General features: G+C 71.5%; 15 protein-coding genes. 8 read left to right on the top strand and 7 right to left on the bottom strand.

The annotated features are described in order from the left end of the window. Positions 1 to 158 precede the first annotated feature (158 nt). The 5 genes from IG64_RS00150 (at position 159) to IG64_RS00130 (ending at position 3054) form a co-directional block, all read left to right on the top strand. Positions 159 to 950 (top strand): hypothetical protein, encoded by a 792-nt coding sequence (locus IG64_RS00150; protein ID WP_107474108.1) that lies wholly within the window; start codon positions 159 to 161, stop codon positions 948 to 950. Between the two features lie 53 nt (positions 951 to 1003). Continuing rightward, positions 1004 to 1192, top strand: a complete 189-nt coding sequence (locus IG64_RS00145; RefSeq protein ID WP_037850446.1) for a hypothetical protein — start codon at positions 1004 to 1006, stop codon at positions 1190 to 1192. Between the two features lie 126 nt (positions 1193 to 1318). Next, positions 1319 to 1885: a BlaI/MecI/CopY family transcriptional regulator gene (locus IG64_RS00140; RefSeq protein WP_078883678.1), complete on the top strand. Its 567-nt coding sequence runs from the start codon at positions 1319 to 1321 to the stop codon at positions 1883 to 1885. A 9-nt stretch (positions 1886 to 1894) separates the two neighbouring features. After that, a complete protein-coding gene (locus IG64_RS00135) occupies positions 1895 to 2452 on the top strand; it encodes an amino-acid N-acetyltransferase (RefSeq protein ID WP_051812175.1) in 558 nt (185 codons plus the stop codon). A 263-nt stretch (positions 2453 to 2715) separates the two neighbouring features. Then, positions 2716 to 3054 carry a histone-like nucleoid-structuring protein Lsr2 gene (locus IG64_RS00130; protein WP_037850440.1) on the top strand — a complete coding sequence of 113 codons (339 nt, stop codon included), beginning with the start codon at positions 2716 to 2718 and terminating at the stop codon, positions 3052 to 3054. A 22-nt stretch (positions 3055 to 3076) separates the two neighbouring features. On the opposite strand, the gene IG64_RS00125 is transcribed toward IG64_RS00130, so the two are convergent. Next, entirely contained in the window at positions 3077 to 3709 is a 633-nt protein-coding gene (locus tag IG64_RS00125; protein ID WP_037850439.1) for an SCO3374 family protein, read from the bottom strand. A gap of 441 nt (positions 3710 to 4150) precedes the next feature. Between IG64_RS00125 and IG64_RS00120 the strand changes: the two genes are divergently transcribed. Beyond that, the gene (locus IG64_RS00120; RefSeq protein WP_037850435.1) at positions 4151 to 6676 is read left to right on the top strand and encodes an ATP-dependent Clp protease ATP-binding subunit; all 2526 of its coding nucleotides are present in this window, start codon (positions 4151 to 4153) and stop codon (positions 6674 to 6676) included. A gap of 101 nt (positions 6677 to 6777) precedes the next feature. On the opposite strand, the gene IG64_RS00115 is transcribed toward IG64_RS00120, so the two are convergent. Beyond that, a complete protein-coding gene (locus tag IG64_RS00115) occupies positions 6778 to 9828 on the bottom strand; it encodes an NACHT domain-containing protein (protein WP_037850432.1) in 3051 nt (1016 codons plus the stop codon). A gap of 682 nt (positions 9829 to 10510) precedes the next feature. Here IG64_RS00115 and IG64_RS00110 point away from each other — a divergent pair. Further along, positions 10511 to 11089, top strand: a complete 579-nt coding sequence (locus IG64_RS00110) for a M23 family metallopeptidase (protein WP_037850430.1) — start codon at positions 10511 to 10513, stop codon at positions 11087 to 11089. A 182-nt stretch (positions 11090 to 11271) separates the two neighbouring features. Here the strand turns inward: IG64_RS00110 and IG64_RS00105 are convergent, their stop codons facing one another. Then, positions 11272 to 11868, bottom strand: coding sequence for a TetR/AcrR family transcriptional regulator (locus IG64_RS00105; protein WP_037850427.1), 597 nt, complete (start codon positions 11866 to 11868; stop codon positions 11272 to 11274). Between the two features lie 155 nt (positions 11869 to 12023). On the opposite strand from IG64_RS00105, the gene IG64_RS00100 reads away from it, so the two are divergent. Then, positions 12024 to 13616: an MDR family MFS transporter gene (locus IG64_RS00100; protein WP_037850425.1), complete on the top strand. Its 1593-nt coding sequence runs from the start codon at positions 12024 to 12026 to the stop codon at positions 13614 to 13616. A 127-nt stretch (positions 13617 to 13743) separates the two neighbouring features. Here the strand turns inward: IG64_RS00100 and cseC are convergent, their stop codons facing one another. The 4 genes from cseC to IG64_RS00080 all read right to left on the bottom strand — a co-directional run bounded on the left by cseC (position 13744) and on the right by IG64_RS00080 (position 17276). Next, positions 13744 to 15093 carry a two-component system sensor histidine kinase CseC gene (gene cseC, locus IG64_RS00095; RefSeq protein ID WP_037850424.1) on the bottom strand — a complete coding sequence of 450 codons (1350 nt, stop codon included), beginning with the start codon at positions 15091 to 15093 and terminating at the stop codon, positions 13744 to 13746. An 11-nt stretch (positions 15094 to 15104) separates the two neighbouring features. Beyond that, positions 15105 to 15806, bottom strand: coding sequence for a two-component system response regulator CseB (gene cseB, locus IG64_RS00090; RefSeq protein ID WP_037850421.1), 702 nt, complete (start codon positions 15804 to 15806; stop codon positions 15105 to 15107). Between the two features lie 256 nt (positions 15807 to 16062). Beyond that, positions 16063 to 16749 carry a hypothetical protein gene (locus IG64_RS00085; protein ID WP_078883676.1) on the bottom strand — a complete coding sequence of 229 codons (687 nt, stop codon included), beginning with the start codon at positions 16747 to 16749 and terminating at the stop codon, positions 16063 to 16065. Then, on the bottom strand, positions 16737 to 17276 hold the full coding sequence (locus IG64_RS00080; RefSeq protein WP_037850418.1) for a SigE family RNA polymerase sigma factor: 540 nt from the start codon (positions 17274 to 17276) through the stop codon (positions 16737 to 16739). Before IG64_RS00080 ends, IG64_RS00085 begins: the two co-directional genes overlap by 13 nt. Between the last annotated feature and the right edge of the window lie 257 nt (positions 17277 to 17533).

Genomic DNA, 17533 nt, shown 5'->3' with positions numbered 1-17533 from the left:
CCTGCCGCTCACCCGGCACCCGTGCGCGACGCAGCCGTGAAGTCCGGTGCGCCCGGCACTGCACGTCCTGCGCGACACCCCGCGCGCCGCACGCCACACCGCACGCCACGCACGCGCCTTATGTCGAATTTGTCTGATTAGCGCGTATGGTCGGCCCTATGCCCACGCCATACGGAACCCGCGGCGGCATGGCGTTCGGCGCGGAGGAGCTGCGTGTGCTCCGCCGCGCCCTCGCCGTCGCCCTTCATCTCCGTCCCGCCCGCGCCGAGGACGTGCAGGACTGCCGCCGCCTCGCCGAGTCGCTCGACGAGGCGATGCGCGAGGGTGCCCGGCTGCGCGCGTTCCTGGTGGCCGATCTGGCCCGCTACCGTGACGCGCTGCCCGGCACGGCCGTCGGCTACCTCGCACTCCTCGAAGAGGCCCTCGGCGCCGGGTACCGGCCCGGCTCCGACGACCTCGCCGCCCTGGGCGCCCTGCGCGGCAACCCGGCCGCCGCGGCGCTGCTGCGCCGCTGCCGGCCCCGGCCCGCCGCTTCGGCGACGCCCGCCCCGGCCCCGCACAGCCCGTCCGCCCCGTCCGCGACCGTCCCGTCGGTGCCCGCCTCCCGCGGTCCGCGCGAGCCGCTGGACGCTCTCGGCCCGCAGCGGCGCCCCTGCGGCCCCGCCCGGGCGCCGGGCCCGGCCCCCGTCCCCACCGTGCCCGGCGCCCGGACGGACCAGGGCGGCGGATCCGGTCAGGAGCCCGTGAAGCGGCCGGCGCCCAAGCCCGGCGAGCGCCCCGCCCCCGCGCAGCCCGCCCCTGCCCAGCCCGGCCCGGCGCCCGCCCCCGGGGGCGGCAAGCCCGTACGCCGGCCCGTCCCCACGCCGGGTGAGGTCTTCCCGCGGCGCAAACCGGCCCCGCCCTCCCAGAACCCGCAGCAGCGGCTGGCCGCGCGGCTCGCCGCGGTGTAGCGGTCCGGCCACCCCGCCCCTGTTCGTCCCGCGCTCCTGGCTACTCTGGATCCATGGACTACGTCTCCGCACTCGTTCCGCCGATCGTGATGGCCGCCTTCTTCATCGGTCTGGTCAGGGTGATCGTGAAGACCCAGGGCGGGGCCGCCAAGGCCAAGGAGGACGCGGCCGTCGACGCCATGGCCTCCGCCCGCGCCGGCCGGACCGCCGCCTCCGCGGGCACCGCCTCCCCCGACGCCTGACCGGGCGTACGGCCCCCGGCACGGCCCCCCTCCGTGCTGCGCGCCGTACGCCCTTTTTGTCCGCATATGGCGTCACAGGTCAGGTTCGGCACGCCATTGCGCCCGTCTCCCACTATGGTCTGAAGTGTGCCTCGCCCCTTGGGAGAACTCGAAGACGCGGTCATGACGCGGGTGTGGAAGTGGAACCGCCCGGTGACCGTTCGGGAAGTCCTGGAAGACCTCCAACAGGAACGGTCCATCGCCTACACCACGGTGATGACCGTTTTGGACAATCTCCATCAGAAGGGCTGGGTGCGGCGGGAAGCGGAAGGCCGTGCCTATCGATATGAGGCGGTCTCCACCCGGGCCGCCTACGCCGCCGCGCTGATGAACGAGGCCTGGTCCCAGAGCGACAACGCCGCCGCCGCTCTCGTCGCCTTCTTCGGGATGATGAGCGAGGAACAGCGGCGTGCCCTGCGCGATGCCGTACGGATCGTCGAAGGCACCCCCGAGGTCGGTACGGCGGTCCTGCACGCACAAGGCGCCCCCGCGGAAGCGGCCGAAGGCGCCGAACGGGCCGGACGGCCCGAAGGAACCGGCACGACGGCGACGGCCGCCGGAGAAGTGACGGATACCGCCCGGGGTGCCGGCGCGCCCGCCTCCGATTCCGGCGACCGGAACCCCGGCTCGGCACCCGGCGGCACCGGGCGATAGCGTCCGTTCATGCCCGCAGAGCATCCCGTAGAGCGTCCGGCAGCACATCCCGAAGTCCCCGCAAAAGCCATCACGGTCCGGCGGGCCCGGACCAGCGATGTCCCGGCAGTGCGCCGGCTGCTGGACGACTACGCCCGCGAGCGCATCCTGCTCGACAAAGCGACGGTGACCCTTTACGAGGACATCCAGGAGTTCTGGATCGCCGAACGGGACGACAACGCCGAGGTCGTCGGCTGCGGCGCACTGCACGTGATGTGGGAAGACCTGGCGGAAGTGCGCACCCTCGCGGTGAAGCCGGGACTCAAGGGTGCAGGGGTCGGCCACCACCTGCTGGAGAAGTTGCTGCAGACCGCGCGCTGGCTCGGCGTTCGCCGTGTTTTCTGCCTGACCTTCGAAGTCGACTTCTTCCAGAAGCACGGCTTCGTGGAGATCGGGGAGACGCCCGTCGACACGGATGTCTACGCGGAGCTGATGCGTTCCTATGACGAGGGCGTCGCGGAGTTCCTCGGTCTCGAACGGGTGAAACCGAACACCTTGGGCAACAGCCGGATGCTTCTGCATCTGTGATCGGCACAGGCGCGCGAAGAGCTCTCGGGGGGCGAGCCGGGGAAGCCGCATTCCGTCGGACCGGTCATGCCCGCGTTCCCTATGTCCGAAACGCGCACGTTTCCGGTCGGTGATGAGGGTCCGGTCTCTCCCAGGGGTTTGTGTTTTTCCCGCAAAAGCGGTTTGCTTTCCGACGTACTGCAGTACTGCATATAACAGGGGACGGCGAAACGGCGGATGCCCGACCAGCCCCGGCCCTGACGTTATCGATGAAAGGAAATCCGGTGGCACAGAAGGTTCAGGTCCTTCTTGTCGACGACCTCGACGGCGGCGAGGCGGACGAGACCGTGACGTTCGCACTGGACGGCAAGACATACGAGATCGATCTCACCACCGCCAATGCGGACAAGCTCCGCGGCCTTCTCGAGCCGTACGTCAAGAGCGGCCGGCGTACCGGTGGCCGTGCTTCGGGCGGGCGTGGAAAGGCGCGCACGGCGGCGACCGGCGGCAGCCAGGACACCGCGCAGATCCGCGCCTGGGCGAAGGAGAACGGCTACGAGGTCAACGACCGCGGCCGTGTCCCCGCGACCATCCGCGAGGCCTACGAGAAGGCCAACGGCTGACCGAGGCCGGCACGAGGCTTTTTCACGGCAGGGGGGCCTGAGAAGGCGCCGGCGGCCGGCCGCACGCGCGCCGCAGCCGGGTCCGGTGGCACTGCGTCGCCGCCGTGTTCACCAGCCGTACGAGATCGGGGGCACCCCCGCCGGCCCCCATCGCCGACATGGTCGGCAGCGAGGCCTCGACCTCGCGTCCCGGTTCGGGGGGCCGCAGCCACTCGGCGGCCCCCTGCGGACCAGGACGGCCCTGCGGGCGCGCCCGGGGACCGGTGCCGGGCGGCGGCGGAGCGTCCATCAGCGACCCCGCGCCGAGCCCCACCAGGTCCAGGTCCAGCGCGTCCCACTCCAGCCAGCGCAGCAGCCCCGGCAGCTCCTGCGCGCTGCCCGCGGCAACCAGCAGCCGCATCCGGTCCGCCTGCACCGCCACCGGGGACGCGGGCGCCGCCGGGCCCGACCGCAGATGGCGCAACGCCGCGCGCCCGGCCTCCAGGGGCACGTCCAGGACGTCGAAGCGGTCGCCCACGACAAGTCGTACCGGTGCCCCGGGCACCGTCGCCCAGCCCAGTTCGTTCTCGTACCAGTGCCGTGCCCGGTCGCCGGGGTCGAGCGGCCGACGGGGAAGCGGGACCGGGAGAGGGATCGTGGAGAGGCTGCCGACCATGCCAGTGCAACCTCCGGCGAGCGCCGGAGGTTACGCTGGGTCGCTCCGCGTGCGCACACCGTGCCGGAAGCGGGGGCGTGCGGAGGCGGTGAAGGGCGCAAGGTTGTTCGCCCATAGCGGAGGGAACCGGTGCGCGCCGCATGGAGTGTCAGTCCCTGCGGGTAAGACATTGCCTAGTGGGAGGGGGCGACACGCAGGCCGCACCCGGGCAGAGGAGTCTCACGTTCGCCATCGGCGTACTGGCGACTGGGGTAACTGCCTGGCCTGCGGGAACATCGTCTCGCACCATCGGGTTGGAGCAGATGTCGGCGTTCGGGGTCAGGAGGCCATCGACGGTGTCGGCAGTTGGAATGAGCGGTCCCCGCTTGCGGGACTAAGCTGCGGAAGGACAGGGAGGGGAAGTTCCCCCCACTGCCTGACCGCTCTGAGGAGCGATTAACGATGTTCGAGAGGTTCACCGACCGCGCGCGGCGGGTTGTCGTCCTGGCTCAGGAAGAAGCCCGGATGCTCAACCACAACTACATCGGCACCGAGCACATCCTCCTGGGCCTGATCCACGAGGGTGAGGGTGTCGCCGCCAAGGCCCTTGAGAGCCTCGGGATTTCGCTCGAGGCGGTCCGCCAGCAGGTGGAGGAGATCATCGGCCAGGGCCAGCAGGCCCCGTCCGGTCACATTCCCTTCACCCCCCGTGCCAAGAAGGTCCTGGAGCTGTCGCTCCGCGAGGCCCTTCAGCTGGGCCACAACTACATCGGCACGGAGCACATCCTGCTCGGCCTGATCCGTGAGGGCGAGGGCGTCGCCGCCCAGGTCCTGGTCAAGCTGGGCGCAGACCTCAACCGGGTGCGGCAGCAGGTGATCCAGCTGCTCTCCGGTTACCAGGGCAAGGAGACCGCCACCGCCGGCGGCCCTGCCGAGGGCACCCCCTCGACGTCCCTGGTCCTCGACCAGTTCGGCCGGAACCTCACGCAGGCGGCCCGCGAGTCCAAGCTCGACCCGGTCATCGGGCGCGAGAAGGAGATCGAGCGGGTCATGCAGGTGCTGTCCCGCCGCACCAAGAACAACCCGGTGCTGATCGGTGAGCCCGGCGTCGGCAAGACCGCCGTCGTCGAGGGCCTCGCCCAGGCCATCGTCAAGGGCGAGGTGCCCGAGACCCTCAAGGACAAGCACCTCTACACCCTCGACCTCGGCGCCCTGGTCGCCGGCTCCCGCTACCGCGGTGACTTCGAGGAGCGCCTGAAGAAGGTGCTCAAGGAGATCCGCACCCGCGGCGACATCATCCTGTTCATCGACGAGCTGCACACGCTGGTCGGTGCGGGTGCCGCCGAGGGCGCCATCGACGCCGCTTCGATCCTGAAGCCGATGCTGGCCCGCGGTGAGCTGCAGACCATCGGTGCCACCACCCTGGACGAGTACCGCAAGCACCTGGAGAAGGACGCGGCCCTGGAGCGCCGCTTCCAGCCCATCCAGGTCGCCGAGCCGTCCCTGCCGCACACCATCGAGATCCTCAAGGGCCTGCGCGACCGGTACGAGGCGCACCACCGCGTCTCGATCACCGACGAGGCGCTGGTCCAGGCCGCCACCCTGGCCGACCGGTACATCTCGGACCGCTTCCTGCCGGACAAGGCGATCGACCTGATCGACGAGGCGGGCTCGCGGATGCGCATCCGCCGGATGACCGCGCCGCCGGACCTGCGCGAGTTCGACGAGAAGATCGCCGGCGTCCGCCGGGACAAGGAGTCCGCGATCGACTCGCAGGACTTCGAGAAGGCCGCCTCCCTGCGCGACAAGGAGAAGCAGCTCCTGGCCGCCAAGGCCAAGCGGGAGAAGGAGTGGAAGGCCGGCGACATGGACGTCGTCGCGGAGGTCGACGGCGAGCTGATCGCCGAGGTCCTCGCCACGGCCACCGGCATCCCGGTCTTCAAGCTGACCGAGGAGGAGTCCAGCCGTCTGCTCCGCATGGAGGACGAGCTGCACAAGCGGGTCATCGGCCAGGTCGACGCCGTCAAGGCGCTGTCCAAGGCGATCCGCCGTACGCGTGCGGGTCTGAAGGACCCCAAGCGCCCCGGTGGCTCGTTCATCTTCGCCGGTCCGTCCGGTGTCGGTAAGACCGAGCTGTCCAAGGCGCTGGCGGAGTTCCTCTTCGGTGACGAGGACGCGCTGATCTCCCTCGACATGTCGGAGTTCAGCGAGAAGCACACGGTCTCCCGCCTCTTCGGTTCGCCCCCCGGTTACGTGGGCTACGAGGAGGGCGGCCAGCTCACGGAGAAGGTGCGCCGCAAGCCGTTCTCGGTCGTCCTGTTCGACGAGGTCGAGAAGGCCCACCCGGACATCTTCAACTCGCTGCTGCAGATCCTGGAGGACGGTCGTCTGACCGACTCCCAGGGCCGGGTCGTGGACTTCAAGAACACGGTCATCATCATGACGACCAACCTCGGCACCCGGGACATCTCCAAGGGCTTCAACCTGGGCTTCGCGGCCTCGGGTGACACGAAGACCAACTACGAGCGCATGAAGAACAAGGTCTCGGACGAGCTGAAGCAGCACTTCCGGCCCGAGTTCCTCAACCGCGTCGACGACGTGGTCGTCTTCCCGCAGCTCACGCAGGAGGACATCCTGCGGATCGTCGACCTGATGATCGGCAAGGTGGACGAGCGCCTCAAGGACCGGGACATGGGCATCGAGCTGTCCCAGTCCGCCAAGGAGCTGCTGTCCAAGAAGGGCTACGACCCCGTTCTGGGCGCCCGGCCGCTGCGCCGGACGATCCAGCGCGAGATCGAGGACTCGCTGTCGGAGAAGATCCTCTTCGGCGAGCTGCGCCCCGGTCACATCGTGGTCGTGGACACCGAGGGCGAGGGCGACGAGAAGACCTTCACCTTCCGGGGTGAGGAGAAGTCGGCGCTGCCCGACGTCCCGCCGATCGAGCAGGCGGCCGGCGGAGCCGGTCCGAACCTGAGCAAGGACGCGTGACCCTTCGGGGCCGGGCGTGACACAAGGGGCCGGTGCCTTCGGGCACCGGCCCCTTGCGCGTGTGCGCGCTTCCCGCAGGCGCGGTTTCCGCGTGCGCGCGGTCAGGATCGCGTGTACGTGATCTCGGCCGACGGGAAGATCTCGGCGTGCAGGGGGTGCGGCGGAGTGGCTCCGGGCGTCCGGAACGTCACATGGCGCACGTTCGGCAGGCGGCGGGCCAGGTCACGGAGCAGAACCATGTTGTAGTGGAAGCTGACCTTGAGGTCGCGGACACCGGGAAGTTCGGGCATCGACTCGAAGGCGTAGGTGCTCGACGGCGCGCGCAGGGTGAGGCTGGTCAGAGCCGGGAGCGCGGCCACCTCGCCCCAGTCGGCGGCGGTGAGATCGGCGGGCGTGCCGAGGCTGAGAGCCGTCAGCGTCGCCCAGCCGCTCAGGCCGCCCAGGGCGCGGCGGTGCCGCAGGGCGTGGGGGCCCAGAAAGAGGTACTCCAGCGCGGCACCGGCCGGCAGGACGCGGGGGAGGCCGCCGTCGCGGGGCAGGCGCTGGTCCAGCGAGAGCCGTCGCAGGGAGTGCAGCGACGCCAGGCCGGTGAGGTCGGCGATCCCCGAGAGGGCCAGGTCGGTGACGGGCAGCTCCGTGATCCGGTCCAGGCCGCGGGCGTGGTCGCAGCCCCTCAGCCACAGGCCGTCGAGCCCGGAGAACGGCAGCAGGGCGCCCAGGTCGTCGATCAGCGGGTTGTCGCACAGGTCGAGGAGGCGGACGCCTTCGCGCCCGGGGACGGCCGCCGCCATCAGGCCGGCCGGGTGCGCGCCCCGGAAGGTCACCCGCTGCCAGGGCCGCATCCGGGCCAGCGCGGCCCGCTGCTCGTCCGATCGGCAGGTGATCAGAAGGTCGTCGCGGTCCAGATGGTCCAGGACCTCCGCCGCGTACTCCTCGGTGGGAAAGCGGTCCCAGGTGCCCACGAGCTGCCGCCGGACGTCCAGGTCCGGGTGGGAGCGGTAGCGGCGCAGGATCCCCAGGGCGCCCGCGGGCTCGTCCGTCCCGAGCACCGACGCCGTGACGGTGACGCCCCGCGCCTCCGCGTCGGTCAGCCCCTCCGGCCCCGGCAGCAGCTCCAGCACCAGGGGTCCCGCCTTGGCCAGCTCCCTGGCGTCCTCGGGGGTGCGCGGCGGTATCAGCGCGGCGGCCCGCGCCTCCACCTCGGCGCGCACCGCCGGTTCCAGGGCCGCCGTGTGCTCCAGGCAGGCCAGCGCCAGCAGCGTCAGCCGCGCGGTGTCCCGGGCGAGGAGCTGCCGCAGCACCGAGGCCCGTTCGCGCGGGCGGGCGTGCGCCACCGCCATCCGGACCACGTCCTCCCACTGGGTGTCGTCGGCATGCCGGGTGAGGACGTCGAGGTGGCCCTCCTCCACGGCGCAGCGCGCGCCCAGGTAGTCCTGGAAGGTGCGGTGCACGAAGTCCACGACGCCCTCGGCGGGCCGGCGCAGCAGGCCGCTGCGCAGCAGCAGGGTGCGCAGGACCGCGGCCGCGGTGCGGGGGTCCGCGGGCAGGGCGATCGACGGCAGGCAGCGCTCCACGATGCCCTCGGCGGTCTCGGCGGCCATCTCGGTGCGGCCGCTGAGCACCAGCGCGTAGGCCAGGCGTTGCAGCAGCTCCAGCGATGCCTCCTCGCCCAGTTCCACGCCGTCGGCGGTGTCCAGGCCGCGCTCGCGGTCCCGGCGGTTCAGCAGCATCGCGAGGGCGGCGTCGTACAGCTCCTTGCGGCCCGCCGGGAGATAGCCGCGGCGCTCCCGGTGCAGTGCGCAGATCAGGCCGCACATCAAGGGGTTGGTGGCCAGGCGCGCCAGGTCGCGCTGGGTGCGCAGGGAGTCGAGGAGGGCCGCCTCGTACTCCGGTGCCCGCGCGGCCTCGTGCCAGCGGCGTACGAAGGTCATGACCTCGGGGGCGCGCATCGGAGCGAGCGCCAGCTCCCGGAAGTCAGCCTGGGCCAGCCAGTCGGGCCGTACGGCCGTGGGGCGGGAGGTCAGGAGCCACTGGTTGCCGGGATAGGCGGCGAGCAGGGCGCACAGCCAGTCGCGGGTGCGGTGGCGGTCGGCGGCCGGGATCTCGTCCAGGCCGTCCACCAGGACCAGGCCGCGGCCCGCCGTCAGGACGCGCTCGGCCCAGCCGTCCGGCGGGGTGAGCGGGCAGCCGACCGCCTTGAGGAAGTCGGCGGGGGCGGGCAGCGGGCCGGTGCGGACCAGGGTGCGCAGGGGCAGGACGTAGGGGACGCGGTCGCCGTCCCGGGCGGCGGTGACCGCCAGCCACTGCACCAGCGTGGTCTTGCCGGATCCGGCGTCGCCGCGCAGCAGGACGCGGGAGGCGGTGCGCAGCGCCTCCTCGGCGGGCAGCCGGCCGCTGTCCGCGGGTTCGTCCCCGTCGGGGGCCGGACCGGGCGCGTCCTGCCCCGCGCCGGTCGCCTCCAGGCTGAGGTACGCCACTTCCAGGGGCCAGCGGTCGGGTGAGTCGCGCAGGTCGAGGCCGTAGATGGTGATGTGGTCGTGCCGCTGGGCGACGTGGGGCAGGTAGCGGCGTTCGAAGGCGGTGTCGCGGGCGTCGGGGCGGGGGACGCGGGTGATGAGTTCGTCGATCCTGGTGATCAGCTCGGACTGGGCCCGGGTCTGCTCCACCAGGGTCCGGGCCACGAAGGTGGAGCGGCGGGTGAAGAACTCCAGGATCTGCAGGCAGGCCCACTCCGTGGCGCTGTCCAGGAAGTACGTGGCGTCGTCGGACAGCCCGTGCGCGGCCGGGGCGTGCCGGACCAGCAGCCGGGCCAGCTCGCGGTGACCCAGGCGTACGGCCTGGACGTCGTCCATGTCCAGCTCACCCAGGGCGAGCAGGCGGCCGGCGAGGGCGCCGGTGACGGCGTCCTGCTCACCGGGCGGGAAGGGCGGCTCGCCCGGTGAGGTGCCCGCCTCCCGGACCAGCCGCCCGGCGAGCCTGCGCACCTCCTTCTCGCCGAGGGTGCGCTTCTCGCCGCGGAAGGACACGAGGTCCTTCATCCGCACCGGCCTGCCGACCAGTCCGGCGCCCGGGCCGTCGGCCACGAACAGCTTTCTGACCAGCGGCGCCACCAGGCTGGAAGCCAGTCTGCCGCCGAGTGCCGTGGGCTCCATCCGCCGCACCCCCGTGTTGTCGCGAACGGCCGGAGCCTATGCCGTGACCGGTGGGTCAGGGCAACTGGTCGTCGCAGTCGAGGAGTTGGAAAAGCCCTCTCGGCATCGCCGCCGGAGAGGTCGCCGGCGCTGTCGCCGGTGTCCGCGGTGATCGTGCGGCCCTCGCCCTGCATGCCGCCGCGCCGGCGGCGCGGCGCCGTGCTCCTCGGCGTACCGCGCGGCCTTCCGTACGGGCCGTCGGCGGGCTGCGGCCGGCTGGAGCCGAAGTCCGTCTCCGGGGCCGTGTTCTCGACGGCGCACGAGGGGAACCGAATGATTACTCGCCGGTAACTCCACTGAGACGGGCGCCATATGAGCCCCGTCACAGGGAGGCGGGGGTCAGGGGGGCTCGCCGGTGACATGGGGCACAGACGTTTCATCCCGTACTAGGACACTTAGTGGGGGACAGGAGTCAATAAAACGGACATTTCGCCACCCTGGATGGGGTGATGTGGGGGTTTTACAGGGCTTTTGTCCCAGATGGGCGAGGTGTCAAGAGATCTGAATCACTGCCCCCTGTTACTAGTTTGCGTCGTAGTGGGGGTGTTTGAGGGCCGGTGACCGGCGGGGTTACCAAGGTGTGGCCAGCCCGGCGAACCACCAGTCCGGGCGGTCCTCATGTCCCCCACCCCCAGAGGTTTCGATGTTCCAGCGCGCCACCGTCCGTTCTTCCCGTGCGACCAAGCTCCGTACCCGTGCCGCCGTCCTGGCCGCAGGCCTGGGAGTCACCGCCGCACTGGGGGCGGGCGCCGCGTCGGCCGCCGAGATGGCGGCTCCGACCGCCACCGTCGCCAAGTCGGCGGCGGCCTGGGTCGACCCGGTGAAGAGCTACACCCTCACCGCCAGCTTCAACCAGGGCGGCAGCCACTGGATGCACAAGCACAGCGGTCAGGACTTCGCCGTGCCGATCGGCACCGACGTCGTCGCCGCGCACGGCGGCACGGTCGTCAAGGCCGGTCCCAACGGCGGCGGCGACGGCCCGGCCTACGGCAACGCCATCGTCATCAAGCACGCCGACGGGCTCTACTCCCAGTACGCCCACCTCTCCCGCATCGACGTGAAGGTCGGTCAGGTCCTGGCCACCGGGCAGCACATAGCCAAGTCCGGCAACACCGGCAACACCACCGGTCCGCACCTGCACTTCGAGATCCGCACGACCCCGAACTACGGCTCCGCCGTCAACCCGGTCGTCTTCCTGCGCGCCCACGGCGTCAAGGTCTGAGCCCACGCCGGAACCGGGTCACACCCCCGGTGAAGCCAGGCTGAACGATTCACCACCGTGCCGCCCCGCTGTGTCCGCAGCGGGGCGGCACGGTGCTGTGCGCGCGGCCCGGCGGCGGCGTGCCGTGGTCCCGGGGGCGGCGCGGTGCCGCGTTCACCGCGGGTCGGCGCGGCGCCGCGCCCTCAGTCTCCGTGGGCGCCCCGGTGGGCCTGGGTCACCAGGTCGATGGAGACCTCCAGGACGGCCTTGCGCCGTTCCTCCGGGTCGCCTTCGAGGTCCTGCATGACGAACATGCCTGCGTGCAGCGTGAACAGGGCGCTGATGCAGCGCACCTGGTCGGTCAGGCTCGCCTCCGGGTCGATGATGATGTCCCGCAGACCGCGCATCCGGTCCTTGAAGGTGTCGCCGATGCGCAGTTCCCTGACCGTCGCCTGGTTCTCCTGCATGAAGCGGAACAGCGGGGAGGCGCCGGCCAGCGCGTCGCTGTAGCGGCGGACGATCTCCTGCTTGGTCTCCAGCGTGTGCGGCTGTCCCCGGCCCCACTCGATCAGGTCCTGGATCGGCTGCGTCAGGTCCTCGAAGAGGCTGACGATGATCTCTTCCTTGGTTCTGAAGTGGTAGTAGAGCGCGGCCTTCGTCACGTCCAGGCGCTCGGCGATCTCGCGCAGGGACGTCTTCTCGTAGCCCTGCTCCGCGAAGAGTCCGAGGGCCACGTCCTGGATGCGCTGGCGGGTGTTGCCGCGGCGCTGCTGCTTGGTGCCGTCCATCGTGACGCCCATCCTCGTACTCCTCGCGCTGTCCCGGAAACTTACCTGCCGACAGGCCAGTGAAAACTTACTTGACGCCCGGCTAGTAAAGCTCTACCTTCCCGAGTGTAATGACTTGCCGGGCGGCAAGTAAGTGGGACAGGCACACCTGGGGGAGCTGGGGAACGATGGCGGACACAGCGATAGCCAAGGCGACGGCAGGTGCCGACGCCGGAAAACAGCCGAAGAGCGTGCGGGTCGTCCTGCTCGCCCTCATGATCGCCATGATGCTCGCGATGCTCGACAACATGATCGTGGGCACCGCGATGCCGACGATCGTCGGCGAGCTGGGCGGCCTCCAGCACCTCTCCTGGGTGGTGACCGCCTATACGCTCGCCACCGCCGCGGCCACCCCGCTGTGGGGCAAGCTCGGCGACATGTACGGGCGCAAGGGCGCCTTCATGACGTCCATCGTGCTCTTCCTGGTCGGGTCCGCGCTGAGCGGCATGGCCCAGGACATGGGACAGCTGATCGGCTTCCGCGCCCTGCAGGGCCTGGGCGCCGGCGGTCTGATGGTGGGCGTGATGGCCATCATCGGTGACCTCATCCCGCCCCGGGAGCGCGGCAAGTACCAGGGCATGATGGCCGGCGTCATGGCGCTGGCGATGATCGGCGGTCCGCTGGTCGGCGGCACCATCACCGACAACTGGGGATGGCGCTGGGCGTTCTACATCAACCTTCCGCTCGGTGCCGTGGCGCTCGTCGCGGTCAGTGCCGTGCTGCACCTGCCGAAGAAGCGCTCCGAGGCGCGCGTCGACTACCTGGGCGCCGCGCTGCTCACCCTCGGCATCAGCTCCATCGTGCTCGTCACCACCTGGGGCGGTTCCGAGTACGCCTGGACGTCCGCGCGGATCATGGAGCTGACCGCGATCGGCGTGGTCGCGCTCGTCGGGTTCGTGTTCTGGCAGACCAGGGCCGCGGAGCCGATCGTGCCGCTGCACATCTTCCGCAGCCGCAACTTCACCCTGATGTCGGTCATCGGCTTCATCACCGGTTTCGTGATGTTCGGCGCGGTGCTCTTCCTGCCGCTGTACCAGCAGTCGGTCCAGGGCGCCTCCGCGACCAACTCCGGTCTGCTGCTGCTGCCCATGCTCGGCGCGATGCTGGTCGTGTCGATGATCGCGGGCCGGGTCACCACCAGCAGCGGCCGGTACAAGGTGTTCCCGGTGGTCGGCAGCATCCTCATGGTCGTCGGCCTGTACCTGCTGTCCCTGATGGACACCGGCACCACCCGGCTCACCTCCGGCCTGTACATGGCCGTCCTCGGCGCGGGCATGGGCTGCCTGATGCAGATCACCATGCTGGTCGCGCAGAACAGCGTGCAGATGAAGGACATGGGTGTGGCCTCCTCGTCCACCACCCTCTTCCGTACGCTCGGCTCGTCCTTCGGCGTGGCGATCATGGGCGCGCTGTTCAACAACCGGGTCCAGGACGTCATGGCCGAGCGGGCCGGCGCGTCGGGCTCCAAGATGACCGAGAAGTCCGCGCAGCTGGACGCCGCGAGCCTGGCCAAGCTCCCGGCCGCCGTCCGCGAGGCCTACCAGCACGCGGTGTCCGCCGGTACGCACTCGGCGTTCCTGCTCGGCGCGGTGGTGGGCATCGTCGCCCTGGTCGCCGCGGTGTTCGTCAAGGAGGTGCCCCTCAAGGGCGCCGGTCCGGCCACGGCGAAGGCCGACGGAGCGGGCAAGGCGGGGGCCGAGGGCCTCGCGGAAGCGATCTGATCCCGCCGCGGCGCACGCACCGTACGCACGGCAGGCACGCACGTACCGTACGCATGGCACACGTACGCACGGCACGCACGACACGAAGGCCCCCGGCCGCCGCCGGGGGCCTTCGCCGTGAGGACGCTCAGGCCGGCAGGGTCGGGTAGCTGCCCGTGCTGGTCGGCGCGTGTTCCGGGAGCCACAGCACGGCGACCGCGCCCTCGGCCGGGACGTGTTCCGGGGCGCCCGCGGGACGGACGTTGCGGAAGGTCAGCCGGGCGCCCAGGACGCGGGCCTGCCCGGCGGCGATGGTCAGGCCGAGCCCGTGACCGCGGCCGGCACGGTCCGCGCTGCCGGTGCGGAAGCGGCTGGGTCCCTCGGCGAGCAGCGCCTCCGGGAAGCCGGGGCCGTGGTCCCGTACCCGGATGACCCGGCCCTCCACGGTCACCTGGATCGGCGGCCTCCCGTGCCGGGCGGCGTTGGTGATCAGGTTGAACAGCACCCGCTCCAGGCGCCGCGGGTCGGTGGTGACCATCGACTCGTGCACCACCCGCACCTCGACGTCCGGGTCCTTGGCCGCCACCCGCCGGGCGACGAACTCGCCGAGCAGGATGTCCTGGAGTTCGGCCCGCTCGGAGGCGCCGTCGAGCCGGGCGACCTCCAGGACGTCCTCCACCAGGGTGCGCATCGCCTTCGCACGGTCCAGGACCAGTTCCGTGGGGCGGCCGGGCGGCAGCAGCTCGGCCGCCGTCAGCAGCCCGGTCACCGGGGTGCGCAGCTCGTGCGCGATGTCCGCGGTGACCCGCCGCTCGGCCTCCAGCCGCTGCTGGAGCGCGTCCGCCATCGCGTCCACCGCGCGCGCGAGATCATCGGTCTCGTCGCGCACGACACCGCCGATGGCGTCCCGGACCCGGACGTCCGGCTCACCGTTGGCGACCTGGTTCGCGGCGGCGGCGGCCTTGCGGAGCCGGCGCGAGAGCTGGCCGCCGATGAGCACGCCCAGCGCGCTGCCCCCGAGGACGACCGCGATGGAGCCGATGACCAGGGCCTGGTCGAGGTCCCTGAGGATGTTCGCGCTGCGGTCCGTGAAGTGGGTGTGCACGGACAGCACGTGACCGCCCTTGATCGGCATGGCCGCCCAGATGTCCGGCACCCCGCCCCGGTGGTCGGTGACGTACGTGGCCCGCCGGCCCTCCCGGATCTTCTGCTGCAGCGCGGCCGGCAGCAGCGGATCGTCGATCTTGATGATCGAGGAGGTCGGCCGGTGACCGGGCCGCTCGTACAGCGGCTGGGCGTACACGAGCCGCGAGTCGGCGAGGTCGCGCGCGTTGTCCAGCATCGACACCCGCGCGGCGTTGTGCACCACCAGGCTCAGCGCGACGGCGATCAGCGCACCCACCAGGGCGATGGCCGCGCTGAGCTTCCACCGCAGGCCCGTACGGATGTCCGCGTTCTCCAGGCGCCCGGGGAGCAGGCGCCGCGTGTTCCCCCGCATGCGTGCCCCGCTCAGGCCTTCAGCTTGTAGCCGAAGCCGCGGACGGTCTCGATGCGGTCCTGGCCGATCTTGGCGCGCAGCCGCTGCACATGGACGTCGACGACCCGGGTGTCACCGCCCCAGCCGTAGTCCCACACCCGTTCCAGGAGCTTGTCGCGGGACAGCACCGTGCCCGGCGCGGAGGAGAACTCCAGGAGCAGCCGCATCTCGGTCGGGGTGAGCCCCACCGGCCGTCCGGCCCGGCGCACCTCCATGCCCTCGGTGTCGACCTCCAGCTCACCGAAGGTCAGCACCGCGCCGTCCGCCCCGGCGGGACCCGCCTCGGACCGGTCGCCGCCGGCGTGCCCGAAGCGGCGCAGCACCGCACGGATCCGGGCGACGAGGACGGCGCCGTCGAACGGCTTGGTCACGTAGTCGTCGGCGCCCGCCTCCAGGCCGAGGACGACGTCGATGGAGTCCGCGCGCGCCGACAGCATGATCACCGGAACCGTCGACTCGTCGCGGATGCGGCGGCACAGGCTGACGCCGTCGAGGCCGGGGACCATGACGTCCAGCAGCGCGATGTCGGGCCGCCGCGCCCGGAACGCCTCCAGGCCGGACAGCCCGTCGGGCATCGCCGTGACCGCGAAGCCGTCCCGCTCCAGGGCGAGCTGGGTGGCCTCGCGGATGACATCGTCGTCCTCGACGAACAGGACGTGGGTCTGGTCTGCCATCCCTGTGCTCTCAGTCCTCGTGTGCTCAGGTGGTGCGCCCCTCGGGGGACGCGCCTGACGGGTGGTGCGGGCCGCGGGCCGCGTTCCTCGGTGCGCCGGCCCGCCGTCGGGCGGCCTGCCGGCCGGTGGTCCGCCGGTGGCGTGCCCGCCGGTGGGGTGGTGCGTCCGTCCGTCGCCTACCCGGTCGGTGCCGTGTACACCAGGGGTTCGGACCGGCGGGCCCGAACGGTTCACGCCGCCGGGAGGACCCGGCCGGTCAGTTGGCCGGTTCCGGCTCCGGCTCCGAGGGCGCCGCCGTTCCCCCGCCGACGGCCTTGCTGTACTCGTTGCGCGTGCTGAACGCCTTGGCGAACCGGCTGCCGGACCAGCGGTAGGTGATGACGTCCTCGCCGGAGGGGTTCGAGACCGGATCACCCCTCTCGTACACCTGTTTGGTCACCACGAGGTCCCCGCGGTCGATCTCGGCGTACACCGGCGGCTCCTCGGCCGCGAACACGTTCTCGTACCGGTCGCCCCGCTCCCGGTACACGTACGCGCCGAGCCCCACCGCGTCTCCGCAGGTCAGCACGTTGATGACGATGTCGTCCGCGGAATTGCCGGTCAGCTTGCCGTACGACACGTCCACAGGGTACTCGTCGGCGACACACGGCTTGAGCCCGCGCTTGACCGTGGCCGAGACCTTCGGGTCGTCCTTGACCAGCCGGACCGCGTCCACCGGCCGTGGCGTGTCGCTGGGGCTGGGGGACGGCGCGGCCGGGGTCCCCGCCACCGAGCTGGCGTCGGCGGGCCCCTCGTCGCGGGCGCCGGTGCCGCCCGTGCCGCAGGCGGACACCAAAAGGGCGAGGGCGGAGAGCCCGGCCACCGCCGTACTCACCGCCTGGAAGGTCCCTCGGGCCCCGCTGGGCTCAGGGCCGACACCAGCCCTGCCGGTCAGGCCGCGCAACGCTCCCGCTCCTCACGCTCCAGCGCGCGTGCGTCCAGATCGCGGGCTTCCAGCTCCTCGCGGAGCCGGGCGAGCGCCCGGTGCAGCGTGCTCTTGACCGTTCCCGCGGACATGCCGAGTGCCGCGGCGGTCTCTTCGGTGGACATCTGCTCCCAGTGTCGCAGCACGACGACGCTGCGCTGCTTCGGAGCCAGAACTTTCATGATGTCCATGAGCAGCGCACGGTCGGCGTGCTGTTCGGTGGAGTCGTCGACGCAGGCGTCCGGGAGCTGCTCGGTCGGGACCTCCTCCAGCTTCCGGGCCCGCCACCACTCGGTACGCGTGTTGATCATGACCCGGCGCAGGTAGGCGTCCGCGAGCCGCTTGTCGGCGATGCCGTCCCAGCGGCCGTACGTCCGTACCAGCGCGGTCTGGAGCAGGTCCTGGGCGTCGACCGGGTCCGGCACCAGCCGGCGTGCGCTGCGCAGCAGCGCGTCCTGCCGGGTACGCACGTACTCCTCGAACTCGAGCACCTCACCCTGCGCCATGATCAACCGCCTCCGCTCCCCGTTTTCCGGCCTGTGTGCGCCGGACCCCGAGCCTGTGTGCGAGCGGACTGTGGTCGGCAGCCGCCCGGTGCCCGTCGGGCACGGAAATGAAGGTACGGACGGGTTGTCACGGCGCTGTCCGAAGCAGCCTGCGGCTAGCCCTCGGCTGTGCGTCGGTTGTGTAACGGGCGACGGAACGGGGTAAGGGAGTGCTCCGATCGGTCTGGGTATGGGGGGATTTGCCCATGAGGAGGGCG

The sequence above is a fragment of the Streptomyces sp. NRRL S-340 genome (assembly GCF_000720185.1).
In the GTDB taxonomy this organism is placed as follows: Bacteria; Actinomycetota; Actinomycetes; order Streptomycetales; family Streptomycetaceae; genus Streptomyces.
The sequence above is the reverse complement of the archived record's forward strand: the minus strand, read 5'-3'. Positions and strand labels throughout refer to the sequence as shown.